Source organism: Neobacillus sp. SAB-20_R2A (assembly GCF_049568635.1).
GTDB classification, from domain to species: Bacteria; Bacillota; Bacilli; order Bacillales; family Cytobacillaceae; genus Neobacillus; species Neobacillus citreus.
The window spans coordinates 1230892-1250350 of sequence record NZ_CP145895.1; the positions used below are offsets into that span (position 1 = coordinate 1230892).

19 protein-coding genes and 2 pseudogenes are annotated in these 19459 nt (G+C 40.8%); 14 read left to right on the plus strand and 7 right to left on the minus strand.

Annotation, left to right across the window (positions count from 1 at the left end):
• Positions 1-217: 217 nt before the first annotated feature.
• Complete coding sequence (locus V5M37_RS06105) at positions 218-2575, plus strand: polyprenyl synthetase family protein (RefSeq protein ID WP_423801236.1); 2358 nt, start codon at positions 218-220, stop codon at positions 2573-2575.
• A gap of 57 nt (positions 2576-2632) precedes the next feature.
• Here the strand turns inward: V5M37_RS06105 and V5M37_RS06110 are convergent, their stop codons facing one another.
• Positions 2633-4081 (minus strand): L,D-transpeptidase family protein, encoded by a 1449-nt coding sequence (locus V5M37_RS06110; RefSeq protein ID WP_423801237.1) that lies wholly within the window; start codon positions 4079-4081, stop codon positions 2633-2635.
• A gap of 251 nt (positions 4082-4332) precedes the next feature.
• On the opposite strand from V5M37_RS06110, the gene V5M37_RS06115 reads away from it, so the two are divergent.
• Entirely contained in the window at positions 4333-5796 is a 1464-nt protein-coding gene (locus V5M37_RS06115; RefSeq protein ID WP_423801238.1) for a protein adenylyltransferase SelO, read from the plus strand.
• A gap of 231 nt (positions 5797-6027) precedes the next feature.
• Here the strand turns inward: V5M37_RS06115 and V5M37_RS06120 are convergent, their stop codons facing one another.
• Positions 6028-7668 carry a M4 family metallopeptidase gene (locus V5M37_RS06120; RefSeq protein WP_423801239.1) on the minus strand — a complete coding sequence of 547 codons (1641 nt, stop codon included), beginning with the start codon at positions 7666-7668 and terminating at the stop codon, positions 6028-6030.
• A 249-nt stretch (positions 7669-7917) separates the two neighbouring features.
• Between V5M37_RS06120 and V5M37_RS06125 the strand changes: the two genes are divergently transcribed.
• Positions 7918-8241 (plus strand): BC1872 family protein, encoded by a 324-nt coding sequence (locus V5M37_RS06125; RefSeq protein WP_423801240.1) that lies wholly within the window; start codon positions 7918-7920, stop codon positions 8239-8241.
• A gap of 48 nt (positions 8242-8289) precedes the next feature.
• Here the strand turns inward: V5M37_RS06125 and V5M37_RS06130 are convergent, their stop codons facing one another.
• Positions 8290-8493, minus strand: a complete 204-nt coding sequence (locus V5M37_RS06130; protein WP_423801241.1) for a hypothetical protein — start codon at positions 8491-8493, stop codon at positions 8290-8292.
• A 250-nt stretch (positions 8494-8743) separates the two neighbouring features.
• Here V5M37_RS06130 and mgsA point away from each other — a divergent pair, with 250 nt between their 5' ends.
• A complete protein-coding gene (mgsA, locus tag V5M37_RS06135; RefSeq protein WP_213146641.1) occupies positions 8744-9154 on the plus strand; it encodes a methylglyoxal synthase in 411 nt (136 codons plus the stop codon).
• Between the two features lie 38 nt (positions 9155-9192).
• On the opposite strand, the gene V5M37_RS06140 is transcribed toward mgsA, so the two are convergent.
• Genes V5M37_RS06140 through V5M37_RS06150 form a run of 3 tightly spaced genes read right to left on the minus strand, consistent with a single transcriptional unit; the run spans position 9193 to position 12991 of the window.
• On the minus strand, positions 9193-10299 hold the full coding sequence (locus V5M37_RS06140) for a GerAB/ArcD/ProY family transporter (RefSeq protein ID WP_423801242.1): 1107 nt from the start codon (positions 10297-10299) through the stop codon (positions 9193-9195).
• A gap of 19 nt (positions 10300-10318) precedes the next feature.
• On the minus strand, positions 10319-11407 hold the full coding sequence (locus tag V5M37_RS06145) for a Ger(x)C family spore germination protein (protein ID WP_423801243.1): 1089 nt from the start codon (positions 11405-11407) through the stop codon (positions 10319-10321).
• A gap of 60 nt (positions 11408-11467) precedes the next feature.
• Positions 11468-12991: a spore germination protein gene (locus V5M37_RS06150; protein WP_423801244.1), complete on the minus strand. Its 1524-nt coding sequence runs from the start codon at positions 12989-12991 to the stop codon at positions 11468-11470.
• Positions 12992-13174: 183 nt separating this feature from the next.
• Here V5M37_RS06150 and V5M37_RS06155 point away from each other — a divergent pair, with 183 nt between their 5' ends.
• The 9 genes and pseudogenes from V5M37_RS06155 to V5M37_RS06195 all read left to right on the plus strand — a co-directional run.
• A complete protein-coding gene (locus tag V5M37_RS06155) occupies positions 13175-13936 on the plus strand; it encodes a TerC family protein (RefSeq protein WP_213146645.1) in 762 nt (253 codons plus the stop codon).
• Between the two features lie 243 nt (positions 13937-14179).
• The gene (gvpA, locus tag V5M37_RS06160; protein WP_423801245.1) at positions 14180-14425 is read left to right on the plus strand and encodes a gas vesicle structural protein GvpA; all 246 of its coding nucleotides are present in this window, start codon (positions 14180-14182) and stop codon (positions 14423-14425) included.
• Positions 14426-14500: 75 nt separating this feature from the next.
• A complete protein-coding gene (gvpN, locus tag V5M37_RS06165; RefSeq protein ID WP_423801246.1) occupies positions 14501-15400 on the plus strand; it encodes a gas vesicle protein GvpN in 900 nt (299 codons plus the stop codon).
• Positions 15400-16164: a GvpL/GvpF family gas vesicle protein gene (locus V5M37_RS06170; RefSeq protein WP_423801247.1), complete on the plus strand. Its 765-nt coding sequence runs from the start codon at positions 15400-15402 to the stop codon at positions 16162-16164. The genes gvpN and V5M37_RS06170 overlap by 1 nt, the downstream gene beginning before the upstream one ends.
• Positions 16154-16384 (plus strand): gas vesicle protein GvpG, encoded by a 231-nt coding sequence (locus V5M37_RS06175; RefSeq protein ID WP_423801248.1) that lies wholly within the window; start codon positions 16154-16156, stop codon positions 16382-16384. The genes V5M37_RS06170 and V5M37_RS06175 overlap by 11 nt, the downstream gene beginning before the upstream one ends.
• Before the next feature lie 22 nt (positions 16385-16406).
• Positions 16407-17237, plus strand: coding sequence for a GvpL/GvpF family gas vesicle protein (locus V5M37_RS06180; protein WP_423801249.1), 831 nt, complete (start codon positions 16407-16409; stop codon positions 17235-17237).
• Entirely contained in the window at positions 17237-17476 is a 240-nt protein-coding gene (locus V5M37_RS06185) for a gas vesicle protein (RefSeq protein WP_423801250.1), read from the plus strand. The genes V5M37_RS06180 and V5M37_RS06185 overlap by 1 nt, the downstream gene beginning before the upstream one ends.
• A pseudogene (locus V5M37_RS06190) lies at positions 17448-17711 on the plus strand (gas vesicle protein K). The gene V5M37_RS06185 and the pseudogene V5M37_RS06190 overlap by 29 nt, the downstream one beginning before the upstream one ends.
• Before the next feature lie 22 nt (positions 17712-17733).
• Positions 17734-18024 (plus strand): annotated as a pseudogene (locus V5M37_RS06195) (gas vesicle protein); the annotation flags it as partial.
• A gap of 198 nt (positions 18025-18222) precedes the next feature.
• Here the strand turns inward: V5M37_RS06195 and V5M37_RS06200 are convergent.
• Positions 18223-18702 carry a hypothetical protein gene (locus V5M37_RS06200; protein ID WP_423801251.1) on the minus strand — a complete coding sequence of 160 codons (480 nt, stop codon included), beginning with the start codon at positions 18700-18702 and terminating at the stop codon, positions 18223-18225.
• A 95-nt stretch (positions 18703-18797) separates the two neighbouring features.
• Between V5M37_RS06200 and V5M37_RS06205 the strand changes: the two genes are divergently transcribed.
• The gene (locus V5M37_RS06205; protein ID WP_423801252.1) at positions 18798-19394 is read left to right on the plus strand and encodes a vWA domain-containing protein; all 597 of its coding nucleotides are present in this window, start codon (positions 18798-18800) and stop codon (positions 19392-19394) included.
• Positions 19395-19459: the final 65 nt, after the last annotated feature.

The following is a 19459-nucleotide window of genomic DNA, read 5'->3' on the forward strand; positions in this document are numbered from 1 at the left end:
TAGTTGTGAAAAAAAAGGCAAGTAGACGATGTCCAAATGTGGACAAGTTTACTTGCTTTTTTGCACTTAATAAGCTTTCCGGTAATAAAGTTATTTTTTTCGCACTATATTTAAATATAATTTGCTAGTTTTTAAGAAAAAATGAAGGGGATTGTGGTAATCTCAATTTAATGAGTATTGCAAAAATAAAAAACCTTAAGCAGAGGTTGTGCTTCAAATGATTGAAGAGTTATTAATAAATGCCGATGAGTGCTATCAGCTGGGTGAGGAGAAGGCTGCTGAATATTTTCGGAGGCTATACAAACTGGTCACAGAAAAAAGCTATGTCACTGCTTTGACAAGGGATTTCCAAGAGTGGAAACACAACCATATTCGTCATCCTCTATTAACCTTCCTATTTCGAAGAAGGCAAAGGCCGGATATTCGGGGATACCACCAATACATACAATGGCTCGACTATACCGGTAAACTGGACCATTATCTGGACCGAAGCATTTCCTATCTATACATGCGGGACCTCGGCAAAACTCTGGAGTCACCGGAGACACAGGCTAGGATACGGAGTGTTGTGTCCAATTTAAAGAATAACCTGACAAGCCGTGATGACAAAACTGATTTTTTCAGCATGGCCGGATTGTACCGCTGGGCGCAGAAGGAAGGGATTGAATCCGCCTTTATTTGGCTGATGAACAAACTGAAAATCGTATCCGACAACATTCCGGAGGGAATGGATCCCGAGCATGCCAAAAGAAAATTGATTAAAATCATTGCGGGGGTCATCCTGCATGTAAATGAAGAGATGGCTGATGAAACTGCCCAAGAAGAACGAAGCCGGAGGCTTGATGAAGCTATCAGGCTGGGCTATGCCTACGGTCTGACCTATCCCTTTATTGACGATCTACTTGATGCCCAAGTTTTGTCCGATAAAGAAAAAGAGGAATACTCCAGTTTAATCCGGACCACCCTTGTTACAGGATCTGTTCCTGATTTAGGCAACTGGACAGGACCTAATGCCAGTCTCATTCGTTATATTCATTCCGAACTCCGCGATGCCTTTGACTATATTAAGTCCCATCAGCATCCGGAAACGAGAAAGCATTTTTTCGAGCAGGCCTATATCTTTTTTAATTCTCAAGAAGTGGACCGCGTTAAAAATTTATCCAACCCCAATTACACCAATGAAGAACTGTACATACCGATTATTTTAAAATCATCTTCGTCCCGATTGATTGCCCGTTCTGTCATCAGTGCTCCTGAGGATGAGGGGTTTGACAGCCGAACCTTCTATTACGGCATTTATAATCAACTGGCCGATGATTTTGCCGATATGTTCGATGACATAAAGGACGGTGCCGTCACGCCGTATACCTACTATATGAAATACCACAACCAGCGCGATGACCTTATCAACCCATTTGAGTTGTACTGGGCGGTTATTGCTAATTTGATTCACAATGTCTTTCACTCCGATCCAAAGACATGTGAGGTCATACTGGACCGCGCCATAAACGGATTGAAGCGATTTAAAGTGCGGATGGGAACGCAAAAATACAACGAAATAATGGGGCTTTTTACCTCAGGAATGCCGCAATTCAATCGTGTGATACAAAAAATGGTCCAAAAAGCAGACGATGTGGATTTCTTTGATAAGCTGCTGCGCGACCATATTATTACAAATTTAAAAAATGATCGTATGGAGCAGGACGACTTTTTAGATACAATCGAAACGGTTCGCGACCAAATTAACAGGACCTTGAAAATTGAAGATGTGCCATTAAGGAATGACCCCATTATCGATGCCGCCAATTACAGTCTTGAGGGTGACGGGAAGCGGCTCCGTCCCATTATGACGTGGGTTATGGGTGTTGATGGATATGGATTGGATGGTTCCTCCATTACCCCGCTTTTACGGTCATTAGAATACATGCATACGGCATCACTTATTTTTGATGACCTTCCATCTCAGGACAATGCTGCAATCCGCAGGGGGCGGCCAACTCTGCATAAGACCTATAACATCGCCATTGCTGAACTAACTGCGCTTTTTTTAACCCAAAAGGCGATCGAGGAACAGACTTCGCTTACCTGGTTCAATACAGAAACAGTGCTTCGCTTGATTCAATATTCAGCCCAGGTAACAGAGGATATGTGTAAGGGGCAGGCAATGGACCTGGAATCTAAAGGCAAGCCATTAACACTGGACCAACTGAATGTCATGTGCTTTTATAAAACCGGAATTGCTTTCGAAGCGGCTTTAATCATGCCGGCGATTCTTGCACAAGCACACGCTTCCGAACTGTCCGTCTTGAAAAAATTCGCCAGGCATGCCGGCATTGCCTTTCAGATTAAGGATGATCTTCTAGATTTGGAAGGGGATCAGAACGTATTAGGGAAACCCGCAGGCAATGATGCTGCTAACAACAGCTCAACGTTTGTATCCATCCTGGGCGCAGAAGATGCGAAAAAAGCGATGTGGGACCATTATTGTCTGGCGATGGACACACTAGAGGAAGTGCCGCGCAACACGACTTTTTTGAAGCATTTGCTGAACTATATTGTTAATAGGGATCATTAAAAAGAGGGGACGGTTCTTTTGCTTCATTTTTTGAAGCAAAAGAACCGTCCCCATGTTTCAGTATATAACGACCGGTTCGTAGGTGCTGAGATTTTCGTAGACGATTTTCATATCGTCTGGTTGTGTGTTGACGCAGCCGTGCGAGCCATCGTTAAGATAGGCATTGCTTGCCCAGTTTTTCCGCCAGCTGGCATCGTGGAACCCTTGTCCATCGTTCGTAAAAGGAGCCCAATAATTTACCTGTACTTGATAACTTGGTTTTCCACCGAGTTCCCTGCCTGTTAGAATGGAAGGTGATCGTTTATAGAGAACATACCAAACTCCTGTTGATGTATCATGACCGGTGCTGTGTTTCCCGGTAACGACATTTGTTGTGATGACCAATTTACCATCTTTGTAAATCCAAATTCGCTGTTCGGCAAGGGATACTTCAGCATACGTGCCGCCAATTCCGTTGTTCGCGGTTGTATCGTAACCGTAGCCTTCACCCTTCCATCCGTGTCCAATAACATTGGATGCAGAAATGGAACTCTCTCCCTTTTCAAAAGCAGCTTGAATTTGAGCTGTTTCTTTGTCAACATCTAATGCCCAGCCGTAGCCTTTTCCTTTTACAGATATGACCGAACCTGAGTGGGTCTTAAAGGAGAAGTCTTTATTTAATGTAGATTTTGTATCATTTATTTCCGCAACTTTGTTTTTAATGTCATTCGGGTCAATTGTTATTTTCATATCCTTAGTCACAGAGGCATTTGTAATTACTTCACTAGCTTTTAAAGAAAAGACTTGATCCTGAACCTTATACTCAACAGTCTTCCCAAGAAGTTCTTGCAGCTTTTTCTGTTCATTTTTTACAATTGCGCTATTTTCTTTGATTGGCTGTATGTATAAAGGACTAAGATGAATGTCACTCTTATAATGCTGCTTGTCGTATTCCTTCAATAGGCTTGAGACGTCATATTGTTCTCCATCCTTGCTTTTGGTGATAATAATGCTGCCCTGCGTAAGCTTCGCCGCTGCATCTTGGGGTGCTTTTAAACTTTTATTCATTGATAAGAGCTTTTCTTCGACAAGCTTTTTCATTGTTTCGGTTCGGAATTGGTCTGCCTTTTCAGGTATCAGATGAAAACTTTTTACCTTTGTTGATGGAAAAAATGTCCACTGGCTTTTTAGTATTTTTTTAACCTCAGGCAAATCCTGCTCAGCAAAACCCATCTTTGTATCGTTTTCATCTAAAATTTGCTGCTGTCCGACAAAGACCCTATTTTGTAAGACAGTGGTTTGTAATTTTTTCAATGCCTGATCAGCCGTCATCCCACCGACATTTATGTCATTAATCGTAGTCTGCGAATTGAATCGGGTTGCCTGGTAATAACTAATTCCTGCAATTAAGAGTACGATAATAGAGGCGCTGCTTGCTGCAACAAACTTCCAATTTCGATTGCCTTTGACTGATTTGCCTCGTCTGGTAGGTATTTCTCCAACCAGATTCATTTCTGCGTTATTCATAAATCTTCCCCCATAAATGCCTAATAACCTCGGTATCAAGTCAACCGACTTTAATCCCATAACACATTCTAAGTCTACAACAATATTCTTAATTTATCATTAATAATTTACTAGATTTTCATAGTATAAAATAAGTGCTAATTTAAACCCACTTAGGATAAACTGAATATAAATTAGATCATGGGGACGGTTCTTTTGCTTCAGAAGCAAAAGAACCGTCCCCATGCTTCAAAGAAGGGGTAAACGAAAATATGAGTAATCCAGGCTGGAATTTTGATAATAGTTATGCCCGACTTCCGCAGGCTTTTTTTACTGATACGAATCCTGCGCCAGTTGCTTCACCGAACTTGGTTATTCTTAATGGTCATTTGGCATCTGCTTTGGGGTTGAATCCAGAGGCTCTTCAGGGAGAAGAAGCTGTTGCGGTGTTTGCTGGGAACAAAATACCCGAAGGTGCTGCGCCGCTTGCGCAAGCCTATGCCGGGCATCAATTTGGCCATTTTACAATGCTGGGGGACGGTCGGGCAGTGCTGCTGGGGGAGCAAATCACTCCGGACGGAAAACGGTATGATATTCAACTGAAGGGTTCAGGCAGAACACCATTTTCCCGCGGAGGGGATGGCCGGGCGGCGCTTGGACCGATGCTTCGAGAATATATCATTAGTGAAGCGATGCATGCGCTAGGTATTCCGACTACCCGCAGTCTGGCCGTGGTGACTACAGGGGACGCCATTTATCGTGAAACCGAGCTTCCCGGTGCGATTCTGACACGCGTTGCATCCAGCCATATTAGGGTTGGAACCTTTCAATATGCTGCTGGGAAAGGTAATGTGGATGAATTAAGGATTCTGGCTGACTATACAATAAAACGCCATTATCCAGAAGTCACAGCTGATACTGATAATAACAAGTACCTTTCATTTCTTAAGGAAGTTATAAAACGTCAGGCCTCACTAATTGCCAAATGGCAGCTCGTCGGTTTTATTCACGGGGTCATGAATACGGACAATATGACTATTAGCGGAGAGACCATCGATTATGGCCCCTGTGCCTTTATGGACACCTACGATCCGGCAACCGTATTCAGTTCTATCGACAGGGAGGGACGTTATGCCTATGGCAATCAGCCGTTTATTGGCGGGTGGAATCTGGCCCGATTTGCGGAAAGCTTATTGCCGCTGCTTCATGAAAACGAGGAGGAAGCAGTTAAATTGGCCCAAGAGGCTATTTCAGAATATGACGGGTTATACCGCCAAAATTGGCTTGCCGGAATGCGGGCAAAGCTGGGTCTTATTAATGAAGAGGCAGAAGATGAATTGCTTGCGGAAGACCTGCTTAGTCTAATGCAAAAACATCGTGCTGACTACACCAACACCTTCCGAGCTTTAACATTGGGTCAGTTGGAGGGAGCGGAGCTGTTTAAAGCACCGGAATTTTCCGAATGGCAGAAGCGTTGGCAGGAAAGACTCGGCAGGCAGCAGGAAGCAACAGCGGAATCCCAACAGTTAATGCGGAATTCCAATCCCGCAGTCATCCCGCGCAACCACCGAGTGGAGGAAGCGCTTGATGCAGCAGTCAGTCAAAGCGACTTCAGCGTCATGATGAAGCTCCTAAGTGCTCTGTCGAACCCTTATGCCTACGTGCCAGAACAGGAAGAATACTGTACAACTCCTGCAGCTGCGAACAGACCATACAGAACCTATTGCGGTACATGATTAGGAAAGGGAAACTTCGTTGTTGTGTTCCATTTTATTCCAAAGTTTGTCGTAAGACTCCTGAATTTTGTAGTCAGGGAGCAAAATTATGTTGTAAGACTCCTAAATTTTGTAATGAAGCAGCAAAATTATGTTGTGAGTTCCTATATTTATGTAATGAGCGCAGTGAAATTTGAATTGAAAAAGAAGCTCCATCCCATGCTGGAGCTTCTTTTTATTTTATAAAAAAATTTAATATACGCCAACCGCATCAAACGATTTATTGACTGCGGTAACCTCCGCAGAGCTAGCCCCATAAAGGTCCGCAGCAGCTTGTACCAGAGCAGCGCGGGCCTGGCTGAAGGTAGAGGAGGCTGTTAAGTAGACGGTATTTGCTCGATAATAGATTGCCCCCAGTTTATCATTGCCGATTCCTTGAACCGTGACACCATAATGAGTTCCGCCGGCAGCCAGCAGGTAGGCAGCTTTATTGATAATGCCGCTGTTCGTATGAACGCCGCCGTTGTCACTTGTTCCAGTATAACGTTTTGAATAATGATCCGGATCGCCGTATTTCGTCGGATCACTCATCGAACGAAGGGCATCGTTTGCCTTTGCTGGAGTATAAACGTCCTCGCCAATCTCATAATCTGGATTTTTCCCATTATAAAATTCAACAAGTGTACCAAAAATATCAGAAATGGCTTCATTTAATGCTCCGGACTCATTTTGGTAGACCAAATCGGAACTAGTGTCTGTAACCGCATGGGTCAGCTCGTGGGCAACAACATCAATACCACCTGATAACGGGATAAAGGTAGTTCCGTCTCCGTCCCCATACACCATTTGGGTGCCATTCCAGAAGGCGTTATTGTAGTTTCGGCCATAGTGGACCGTAGACTTTAAGGCTCCGCCGTTATTATCATAGGAATTCCGGCCAAAGACATTTTTATAATAATCATAGGTTTTACCTGCATAATAGTGAGCATCAACTGCAGGGCTCTCATACGAGCTATTTAGGAGGTTGTCAACACTTGTCCAAAGTGACCCCGGCGTACGGGAACGGTTGGATGCATCGTATGTGATTACCCCGTTTCCTCTAGTATTATCCTGCAGATAATAAGTTGAACTGGATAAAAGCATGTTTAAGGCCTTCGTATCACCTAAAACACCAACTCCGCTGCCCGTTGTATTTGTACCTGTTACGCCTGGGCCGGTTTTTGCTTCATGAAGGTCATTGTATTTATTTAAAATTTCCCCAGTGGATGCATCAATAAAATAATTATAGTTTCCTGGCTTTGGTTCGAGGAAATTTAAGTTTACTAGATATGCATAGTTAGCATCATTACCCTGTGTGAAAACAACCAGGTCGGCAGATGGCTTTTTCTCGTAATCAGGAGAAATCCCAAGATCGGCTTCCGCAATTTTTATTGCTTGATTGGCATTGACCTTTTTCTCCTTTTTCAGACCCTTTTTTGTTTCAAGGTCCGGGGTGACTGTTCCGGAGAACACATTTAGAGTTCCGTCCTCCGCGACAAATGCTGCCTGTGCAGCGCCCCAAACAGGAATACCGTTGTACAATTGTTGGAGTCTCAGCGCCGTTCCGCCAAGCTTGTCTTTATTGCTGGAGGTGATTTTGAACGATTCCAGTGCGGATTTGGAACCAAGTTTAAATTTGTCTTTGTTAGCGTTTACATATTCAAGGACAACGGCTTCTGCACTTTTACCTGATGGGTTTGTAAGCTTGCCTGAAATAAACTCTGGGGATCCAACTAGCTCATTGTATTTGTAGTTGGACAGGACATTTTTTTGTGCGGCAAATGATGATGCTGGGGCAATGGCACTGGCGGCAAGACCGATTGACAATCCGAAAGCTATAACCTTTTTCTTCACTATAACTCCTCCTTGGAAAACCTATTAATTTTTAAAACTATCATATTACCTCAAAGGGTCGTGAATTCATTTTACTATCAAAAAAAGCACTGGAAAAGAAAAGGTTTTCATTTTGATGTTGGGAAAAAAATCAAAAAAGTACAGAAAATTTTTAAAAAAAGACAGTGGCAATTTTAAAAATACTGTTATATAATTCTTTATAAATACTAAAGTTGTTATATAACAATATAGGCGAAAGGGGAAAAAATGATGAACAAGGTAGATTCAATTGCACGGAGAATTCTAGGTTGGAAGTTAAATAGGTGGGATCGTTGGTACGATTATGAAAAGGGAATGTTCATCCATGATGCAGACTTTCAACCGGAGCACAACCTGGATCATGCGATGATCATTGTTGACAGATTAGAGAATTTAGGATTTACCTATACAAACAAAGGGCCATCAGAGGTTTGCTTCAATGATGTAACGGGAACTGGGGAAACATTGGCCCAGGCAATCACCAATGCAGCCTACTCCATCATCGAAAGAAGCACAGAAGCTGTCAGCAGCAGACTATGGTCAAAGCTTTGCTAAATGAACTCAAAAAAAATGGACCGTCTTCGATAGACGATCCATTTTTAATTACTTCGCACCTGCCGGCTTTAAGTTTTTCCTTTCAAGCCATGTCACACCAATATATAATACGGCCATTGTTACCCCAGTTCCAACCGCAAATCCGCCGCCATGCACAAGAACGGCGGCAATCCACAGAATACTAAGAACAAAGTGAGCCGAGCGAATCGGTTTTTTCTTCTTCCGGTCCAGTACATATCCGTATATAGCCAAACAAAGCAGCAATAAAAAGGCAGAAGCGGCCGTTAAATTGTCTGTTTTGGTGAATTCCTTAATTAAATAGTATCCGCCATCTTAAAATTATTATTTCCTCCATTCTAAAGGACCAATCTTAAATTTTTCTTAAAAACAACTTAATATTCAAAAAAAACAAGCGGGGAATCACATGAATTATCGACTTTAAGGTAGGAAAAGGTTTAAGATATTAAATAGAGTGAATTGAAATAAGAACGGGGTGTATGTTTTGAAAATTGCTTTTATAGCACATGACCAAAAGAAAAATGACATCGTAAATTTTGCAGTCGCATATGAGCCGATTTTTTGTAAGCATGAATTATATTCCACAGGTACGACAGGCAGCAGAATTATGGATAAAACAGATTTAAAAATTACACGTTTTAAATCCGGGCCGCTGGGTGGAGATCAGGAGATTGGTTCTTTAATTGCTAAAAACCAAATGGATATTGTTTTCTTTTTCCGGGATCCATTAACAGCACAGCCGCATGAGCCGGATATTTCAGCGCTTATCCGCCTTTGTGATGTGTATTCCATTCCGTTGGCCACCAATATGGGAACTGCGGAAATACTGATCCGTGGCTTGGAGCGTGGAGACTTGGAGTGGCGGAATCTTGTGCATGAACAGCAAGGTGAATAAAGTATTAAAACAGGGAAAGCATCATTCATAATCTATGGTTATGTCTGATGCTTTTTGTTTTTAATCTTATTCTTGATGAAAGCGATGATAAATAAAAGTGGTATATAGCCATAAAGGAAGATAAACCCGCTATAGCTGATAAACTTATTCAATATTTGTGTGAAGTACATATCAACTAAAATGCTATCGTACAAAAAATAACAGAGAAGAAAAAAGAATAGAGCCCACGTGGGTTTAATCTTTATAAAGGTCAATTTAATTGTCCGAATGGAAGCCCATAAATAAAGACAAATGGGTGGAATAATGACCAGAAGCCAGGTGAAAAGAAAAATAAACTCAAATCGCTCCAAAAAAGGAAATGAGATAATTTTAATCATGGTAAGGGTGGGCCAGGTTAATAGTTTTAGTTTTCCTTGGGTGAAGAATGAAAAGGTTGTGATTGTGACGACAAGGTAAAGAATCGTTGTGTATAATAATCCGAAATGACCCCATTTGCTAGATTTTCCCCCATTTTTAATAAACGGAAAATAAACGAGCATGGTCTCAAATCCTAAATATAACGGTCCCGATTCCTTTGCTGAGAGGATGTAATCCTTTATTCCATGATTAAAGAACGGCATAAGGTATGAAAATTCACTGTAGCTAAGTAAGTAAAATATGGAAAGCAGCAACCCGCTTGGAATAATGACTCCCCAAAAGGTAATCCCTGCTATAACTCGAAACCCTCCGGCAATTAAATAATAAGAGATGATACAAAGGAGAAGGGAAAATTCCCAGGCATTAATCCCTTCAAACACCCAGATTTGCAAAATATCAACATAAGAATGCATGATTAATAATCCTGCCAATAAAAAGTAACAAACCATGAGCATATTCAGAATTCCACCCATAAATTTTCCAAACGTATCCGTATGGAAAGAAATAATGTCCTTCTCACTTGCGTGTTTGAGGATATAGACCATCATCAGGAAAACTAGGTGCAGGCTTAGTCCAATTAAAAGAACGGAGACCCATGCATCCTGTCCGGCACCCTTAATAATTTTTGATTGGTATTTTAATACAGTGATTCCTGTCTGGGAGGAATGAATCAGGAAGAAAAGGAAATAAGGTGAAACCATCATATTTTCTTTAACCCTAGTCTGCATGATCATTCCTCCTTGCTTATTATTTTTCAAGACCGGTATGGATGATTTCCAAATTCACCTTCACATGGATAGGCAGGTTGGGATATTTTTTGTAGAAGGCAGTCTCCTCCCAATTCTTGTCTCGTGCACGAACGATGTTTCCTATCCCAAGTGGATCGACTTTATTTTCTTTAAAGGTAGTTAATAATTGTTCCACTTTTTTTTTGACTTCCTCTTCAATCATGGTTTTTAGCCGTTTGAGGTCAGTATCATTTGAAAGGTCCAACCAGTCTGGATATTTAAAAACGGTCCACTCAAGGTTCATGGTGAGGTTCAATTCGGGATTGTTTTGTTTGTTTATTAAATCCCAATTTTTCTTGCTCCTGAACCCACGGACAATAATAATCCCCCGTTGGCCATTGTCATCCACTTTAAATCGATGCCATCCTTGAGTTTTCACCGTTTCTAAGATGGAAAAGAAAAAGCTCTGCTCTTCGTTTAACTGCAACTTAAACTTGTCACCCTTGAAGATTCCGACTCCGCCAACGTCAATACCGTTATTTCTGTTTAGGGAAACAATCGGTACATAGGCATCCATTCCTTCACCAAAGAAATGGTTTAAAAAAACATGAAGGTTCATATCCGGGAGATTTTGTGTCAGCATATTTTGTTTTAATCTGTCAGCTAAGGTAAGGTCTTCTCCCTCTTTTATGGCCTTCAGTATTTCTTGTGCTGATTTTTCCGAAACCACAATTTGAATGTTAGTTCCAAGCTCCGGGGTGGTAATGAATCGTTTTATGATATCGCTTATATTTGTCTTGGCATATTTCTTGCTAAAGACTAATACTCTGATTTTCGACAGCTTTATAGGAGTACTGGTGTACTTATCCATTTTTTCATAGATCACCGAATTGGGAGGCGCATGTTCAGTTAAATATTGAATATTTGGATTGCCCCTGCTTTTTGTATAGTTTGGATACAATACTGTACCAACCAATTGTCCATCTTTAGAGACATCAAATCCATATACATGAACAATGCTTAATTGATCGATGATGTTCATTCTTGCACAACCGATCAGAAGGACGAAACAAAGGATGACTAAGAACAATGTTTTCCATTTTTTCATTCGAATCGCATCTTTCCCTTTTGATTTATCATGCATTACCGGGCCGTGACAGTGTTTACTTTATTCGGAATTAAGCCCATCTTCCGAATCTTGATTATCCTTAGGATTGAAACTAGTTCGGCTAAGCGGCCGTAAATAGGGAGAGAGTTTTTTTTGACGAATAAAGTTAAGACGTGTAAAAGAAGTGAAAAACCCGCCTTTCCTATAGGGGAAAAGTGGCAGCATATAAGGAACTCCGAAAGATTTAAGGCGCAGTAAATGCCCAATTAAAAAAACGATCCCTACATAAATCCCTAAACCACCCCAGATCGCCGCCAGCAGGATGAATGGATACCGCAATAGCCTGACTGCATTGGACATTTTATAAATCGGGGTGGTAAAGGAGGACAAGGCTGCCAATGCAACTAGAATCAATAAAATATTACTGGTTAATGCCGCCTCAACAGTTGCCTGGCCAATAACAATGCCACCGACAATCCCGAGCGTCTGTCCGATTTTCGTTGGTAATCTCGCCCCTGCCTCTCTAAGTAATTCAATGACAATCTCCAGGAATAACACTTCTACCACAGGCGGGAAAGGAACATTAGCTCTAGAGAAAATAATCGGCCCTAATAAATCCTTTGGGACTACTTCAAAATGAAAAGTTAAAATCGCTACATAAAATGGCGTAACAAAAATGGAAAATAAGATGCCAATAATCCGGATTAATCTAAAAAATGTTGCAACCACCCAAGGTAAGTAGTAATCCTCAGGCGTTGCAAAAAAATTCATTAACGTCGTTGGTCCTGTGATGGCATAGCAGGATTTATCACTTAAAATGGCAATACTCCCGGAAATCAAGGTGCTAACGGTTCTATCTACTCTTTCCGTAGTGAGATACAAAGGAAATATGGTTGAGGAGTGATCAGAAATTAACTGTTCCAATTGTGTGTTATCATAAATGACTTCTATATCAAGGTCTTGGATCCGCTGTTTAACAGTTTGAACGTATTGCGGATTTGTCACTCCCGCCAAATGGGCGACAATCACTTTTGTTTTCGACCTTGTCCCTACTTCAAATTCTTCGAAGATAAGGTCGGATGTAACTAAATGGCTTCGCAATAAATGAAGGTTTGTAGTTAAATCTTCAATGAATCCAACTTTCGGGCCAATCACGCTAAACTCATTTTCGCCTTCATTTGTTTCCCGCATGCCAAGCCGGGAGTTTTCTAGACTAATGAGGGCATATTCCCGATTGTCATTACGTAAATGGACCAAGGCGGCTCCTTTAAAGAGCCCTTTTTCAATTTCTTTTGCATCTCGGGTTATCTGAAAGTTTTCTAATGGAATAATCCTTTTTAAATCAGATAGTGTGGTGATGACGGTAGAATTCTCCTTAATCTTTTGAAGCAGTGAGCGATGAAGTAAATCGTAATCAATTAACGTGCTATAGTAACTTACTATTATGAAATCATCTTTCGATGGAGAAGATATCGTCGAAAAATCACTGGATTGATTGGCTTTATCCAATACTTCACTGATGGTTTTTTCTTGCGTTTCATAATGTGTAACCGTTTTTTGTTTTGGCCTCTTTTTAAAAAACATTTGTCCACCACCAGACTTCTAATGACCATGTTAAGTTAGTATTTAACAGCAAAAATGGAATTATGTACTAATAGAGGGACACGACATAAAATAGCTAACTCAACGATATTGCAGCAAAATAATTTTATAAAAATCTTGACAAGTAGTAATATTAGATAGAGAACAACAAAGGAGTAATGTTGAATGGTAGATAATATTTTAGCCACTTATGTCTCGATGCTTGACTGGCATATGTGGGCAGAGGTATTAACTTCGCCTAAGGCTTGGGGATTAATTCTCTCATTGGCTGTACTGGAATGTATCTTATCGGCGGATAATGCGCTGGTGTTGTCGGCGTTCGTAAAACCTTTACCGAAAAAGCAGCAAAAGAAAGCATTGGTATACGGTCTTTGGGGAGCGTACGTATTTCGCTTTATTTTCATCGGACTGGGAACGTTTTTGATCAAGCTTTGGTTTATTAAATTAATTGGTGCGTTGTATTTACTTTGGCTTGCTGTTAAGTTCTTTATTGACAGATTTAAGAGCAGTGAGGATGGAGAAGAGGAAAAAGCACGGGAGCCAAAAGGCTGGTTAACGAAAACATTTGGGGTCTTCTGGGCGACTGTTATCAGCGTTGAGCTAATGGATTTGGCTTTTTCAGTGGATAGTATCCTTACCGCGCTGGCGGTTTCCGATGAAGTCTGGGTCATTCTGCTGGGCGGAATGATTGGTATTCTCATGATGCGGGGCGTTGCCACGTTTTTCATCGGCTTAATGAACCGAGTACCGGAGCTTGAAACAACGGCTTATGTGCTGATTACCTTTATTGCTGTAAAAATGGGATTGACACTTATCGATATTCATATTGCAAATGAGATCTTTATCGTTGTCCTTGTCTTGGCGTTCCTAGTTACCTTTATCATTCATGGGATTCGTTCCAGAAGAGGAGAAAAAGTATCACATTAGAATAGTATTGGACCCAGTCTTCGGACTGGGTATTTTTTTTGTGGGCTACTTTTGTTCACTCACTTAATATTATTCAAATATAAGAACACTAGTCTATGCCAATCATACTTCTGTTCATATACTATAGAAATTCGTATTATCTATGATTGTAATGAAGGGAAGGTCTTCAGTAACTGCAGGTGAATGAGTGAATATTCTATAGGAATCTCCCGTGTTTTTTTGTCAATGAAAGGAGGGGATGAAATGGCTGCCATTCAAAAAAGTGTAGATTCATCAAGCTTAGCCGAGGTTGTTGACCGTATTCTGGATAAAGGCGTGGTTATTGACATCTGGGCTTGTGTTTCGTTAGTTGGAATTGAGCTGCTTACAATTGAGGCACGGATTGTTATTGCCAGTGTAAAAACATGGTTGAAATATGCAGATGCGGTTGGACTCCTTAAAAAGGATAAAGAAGATGATGAACTTCTCGATATGGAAGAAGCAGTTTAAATAGTTAAAAAAGCTGAGCCGAGGCATATTTTTAAAGCCTTGGCTTTTTTGCTAAAAAGAAAGGAGTAAATGATGTTGAATCAGCGAAGGGAGATAGATGGAGATGGAGGGTTTGTTAAAACTGCATTTTTCGATGAAATTATATTGAGGAGCCTCCGATATATGCAGGCCGGCTATCCCGTCCATTTTGTCGGTCCATCCGGTGTAGGAAAGACAAGCTTGGCTTTATATATCGCAAAGCAATTTAACAGGCCTGTTACCGTTATCCGCGGACACCATGAAATGTCAAACAAAGATCTGTTAGGGCATCATTATGGTGTTGTTAAGCGAGAGGTAGTGGATAATTATATTCGGTCAGTCTATAAAACAGAAAAAGAAATAAAACCAATTTGGGTCCAGGGACAGCTCATCGATGCCGTGAAAAACGGCCATATCGTAATTTACGATGAGTTCTCACGTTCTCGCCCAGAAACGAATAATATATTTTTAGCCCTATTAGAGGAGAAAATCCTCCCTGTTTACGGGAAAGAAAAGGAAACATTTGTAAAATGCCATCCGAACTTTTCCATTATTTTTACAAGTAATCCAGATGAATATGCAGGGACCTTTCATACCCAAGATGCGCTTTTAGATCGGCTAATAACAATTAACCTTGATTATTGTGACAAAGAAACAGAGGCTGAAATAATCAGAAAGAAAATTGAAATTAGCGAACTCGAAGCAAAAGAGGTGGTAAGACTCGTTTCCAATCTTAGAAGCTATGGAAAGAGATTTTGCCCGAGCTTGCGGGCTTCACTTATGATTGCCACGATTGCAAAGGAGGCAAATATACCGATTAGCCCTGGGAACAAAGATTATCAGACACTTTGCTTCGATGTATTAACAAGACCGGTGAATCAAAATTTTCCTGATTTAAAGCATAAAGAAATTAAGGAGCTAATTTTACAGGAAATGTTGAGAAGGGAAGAGGGGTAATGGACCAGCAAAGCGGAGTTTATGTCTTCTGTGCCATTCGTGAAACAAAACCAAAAACATTTGGAAAAGTAACGATTAACGGACAGGAAAGCGAGATTTATACAATCCACTACAAAAATACCGCGATGGTTGCTGCCAAGGCTAGTGGAGAGGTATTACCGGACCGTCATCATTTATTTGCTCATCAACAAACCATTACGGAGGTAATGAAACAATATTGTGTCATTCCGATGAGCTTTGGAAATGTGTTTCATTCGGATAAAGATGTACTGCTGATAATGGAGAATTTACATGATCATTTTGAAAACTTGTTTATAGTATTGGACAACAAGATAGAAGTTGGTCTAAAGGTTATGGTCAGGCGGGAATGGGTGGAACAAGAAATAGCAAATGACCCAATTTTAAATGAATGGAAATCTGGGAAAAAGAATCTATCTGCCCCCGGTTCTTTTTACGAGCAAATCCAATTGGGTGAAGTAGCCCAAAACTTTGTATTACGTCTTGAAGCACAAGCAGACATGGAAATCTATGAACCATTATTGGAATTGGCAGAGGCAGGCAAGCAGAATAATACCATTCCCGGGAAAATTTTATTGAATGCCGCGTTTTTAGTGGACCGGGAACAAGAAGAAGCCTTTGACCAAAAGGTAAACGAATTATATGAATCCTGGAAGGATAAGGCGGAATTTAAATATTCAGGTCCATGGCCGGCGTATAACTTTGTCAATATTCGATTGAGGATTGAAGAAAATCATGATTCATAAATTATTTACACTGCCCATTCGATCGATACTAAAGCTTGCAGAGAAAATTCAGGATGAGGCTGAGCAGGAGCTTTACAATATTCCGTATATTCAACAGCAGTTGATGGAATTGCACCTGGCGTACGAAATGGGGGAACTAGACGAAGAAACCTACTTAGAGCGGGAACAAGAACTGCTTAATCGTTATAAAACAGCAAAAGAAAGAGAAAAAGGCGAGTAATGGGTTTAAAGGAGGAGGTAACATGACTCTTACAAAAGTAGATAGTGAATTCATTTATGTGTACGGAGTTTGCATAGCAGAGGAACTGCAGAAATCAGAGGTTCCAGACGTTTTAGGAATTGACCACAGCCCTATTATCATTAAAGTTTTTCAAGATTTAGCAGCACTCGTTACCCCAGTAAGTGCCACTAACTATTCCCAACAACAAATTGATCTTCTTTTAAAGGATGCTAAATGGCTGCAGGGAAAAGCGTTTCATCATCATGAAATCATTGCAGACTTTCAGCGGAATTTTACCATTCTCCCGATGTCATTTTGTACAATTTTTCAAACCGAAGGTAATTTGGAAAGCTTACTGACTGGACAATACCATCTACTACTAGAAAAACTTACTTATCTTAAGGGGAAACAAGAATGGAATTTGAAGCTGTTTTGTGATTCCGAGCTGGCTTTATCCTATGTGTTAAAGAATAATCCAGCGATCACGGAGATGAAGCGAAAATTAGTCTCGATGCCAAAGGGAAAACAATTTTTGATGAGGAAAAAGCTTGATCAACTAGTCGCTGCGGAATTCGAGCTTGAGCAAGCCAAATGGCGCCATGAGATTTTACCCCAGCTAGGATCCGTCATTGATGATTCAAATCTCCGCCAAAATTGGGGAAAAGAAGTGACGGAAAGAAAAGATGAGATGGTTGGAAATTATGATTTTCTTATCCACGAAAGTAAAGTGGAACAATTTTTAAATAAAATAGCTGAATTAGAAAAAACGTATGAAGCTTTAGGATGTTCGTTTCAGGTAACAGGACCATGGCCGCCCTACCACTTCGCTAAGTTTGTGAAGGAGAAGGTGTAATGGAACGGTATCATCCCTTAGAAAACAAAGAAGTAACGCTTTTGGATTTATTAGATGGAATCATTGATACAGGAGTGGTCGTACGGGGAGAAATCCTGATCTCTATTGCCGATATTGACTTAATTATAGTCGACCTTAAGCTGCTTATATCGTCAATTGAAAGTGCGTTTGGTTCCTATGAACGTATGAATGGCAGGGAGGGAATAGAAAATGGAACGCTTGCCGCTAGACTCCAATAATGTTGAGCAAGGGTTAGCTAAATTAGTCCTGACGATTATCGAATTGCTTCGCTAGCTGATGGAACGGCAGGCGATGCGGAGAGTGGAAAGTGATTCGCTTACGGATGAACAGTTAGAGGAATTAGGGCTGACACTGATGAGACTGGAAGAAAAAATGGAAGAATTAAAGATTGTCTTTGGTTTAGAAAACGAAGAACTAAATATAGAACTAGGCCCGCTGGGGAGATTATTGTAAGACGAACGACAGGAGAGATACTATGCCCATTCAGCATGCACCTCAATCTTCAAATTTGCTTGAGGTTTTGGAAAAAATACTGGATAAAGGGGTCGTCATAGCGGGTGATATTAAAATATCCCTGGCTGATGTCGATTTATTAACAATCAAAATCAGGCTGTTGGTCGCCTCAGTAGATAAGGCAAGAGAAATAGGCATGGACTGGTGGGTGAATGATCCGTATTATTCTTCCAAAGCCAGATTGGCAGAGGAAGAACATGCCCGTCTACTGGAAAGAGTCGACCGATTGGAGCAATTGGTGGCAGAAAAATCATTGCCTGCTCCTGAAAAAGAAATTCTATTAGCAGAGCCCTCTGAGGAAAGAGCAAAAGAATTACTATTAGGCGATGAGCTGTTAGGGGATTCCCAGGAGAGCCATCAATCATTAAATGAATAAGAGGTTAACGGGGGCAGTCTGGAAAAGACGGCCCTTACTCTTTAGTATGGAATGAAATGTGACTACTGGGTAAACCTACTCTGCCACACCCATCAATGGCTTCAGGCTAAAATAGTCCAGCGCCTGATTGACATCGTGGACATCATATATTTTTTTCTCTAGACAGAATTGGATGACCAAGTCAAAGGTTTCACTGTCGGACAATGAAAAACCGGCCGAACTTAACAGTTTGTCGGTTTCTTTTTTGTTTAATTCAAGGGCAAGCGCCAAGGCCACTACTGTATTTTTTCGTGGGCGGTATTCTGGATTCGAGCGGATCTTAGAAAAATGCCTGCGATCCAATCCGGCTTTTTTGTAGGTTTCTGTGTCGCCAGCTCCTTTTTTATCTATCAATTTGAATAGAGTTTCGTTGAAGGTCGGCTGGCGCTTATTTTTAATAAAATCTTCTATTTCGAGACTATGTATTTCATTAGACTCCATCATTGAGTAAGTAAGGATGTTTAAGTTTCTTTCAACATATTCCTGCAATTCTACTAGCAAGTGTTTATCCAGCATAATTCTACCCCCAAAAATGTCGCTTGAGAGGCGACCATTTCCCAGATTTAATACCCTATTATTATTTTATAAACAATATTGAAAGGATGATAGAGATGAACACGAATATGACTGAAATTATTTTCTTGCTTGACCGAAGCGGGTCAATGGCTGGACTTGAAAGTGATACGATTGGCGGGTTTAACGGATTTATTGAGAAACAGAGGAAGTTGGAAGGGGAGACACGGGTAACAACTGTTTTATTTGACGATCAATACGAAATCCTATGGAATGGGGTTGATGCAAGGCAGATTAACCTCACTGATCAGGAGTATTATGTAAGAGGTATGACGGCAATGTTGGATGCAGTGGGGAAAACCATTCTTGACGTAGGATATCGGTTATCCAAAACTCCTGAAAATGATAAGCCCGGTAAGGTAATATTGGTGATCACGACTGATGGAATGGAAAACGCAAGTAGTGAATTTTCCTATACAAAAGTGAAGGAGCTCATCAAGCACCAAAAGGAGAAATATAATTGGGAGTTTATCTTTTTGGGGGCAAACATCGATGCTAAGGAAGAAGCGGGCTGTCTTGGGATTGATGTTGAAAATGCCTTTAACTTCGAAGCATCTGAAAAAGGTGTTGAGATTATGTATAATATGGTGTGTGAGCAAGTAATGGAGAGAAGGCAGAGCACAAGGAAACTTTAAAGCAGTAGTGTATTTGTTGTAATATATATAGTATCTACTTTGCTCAGTCTATAAGACTGAGTTTT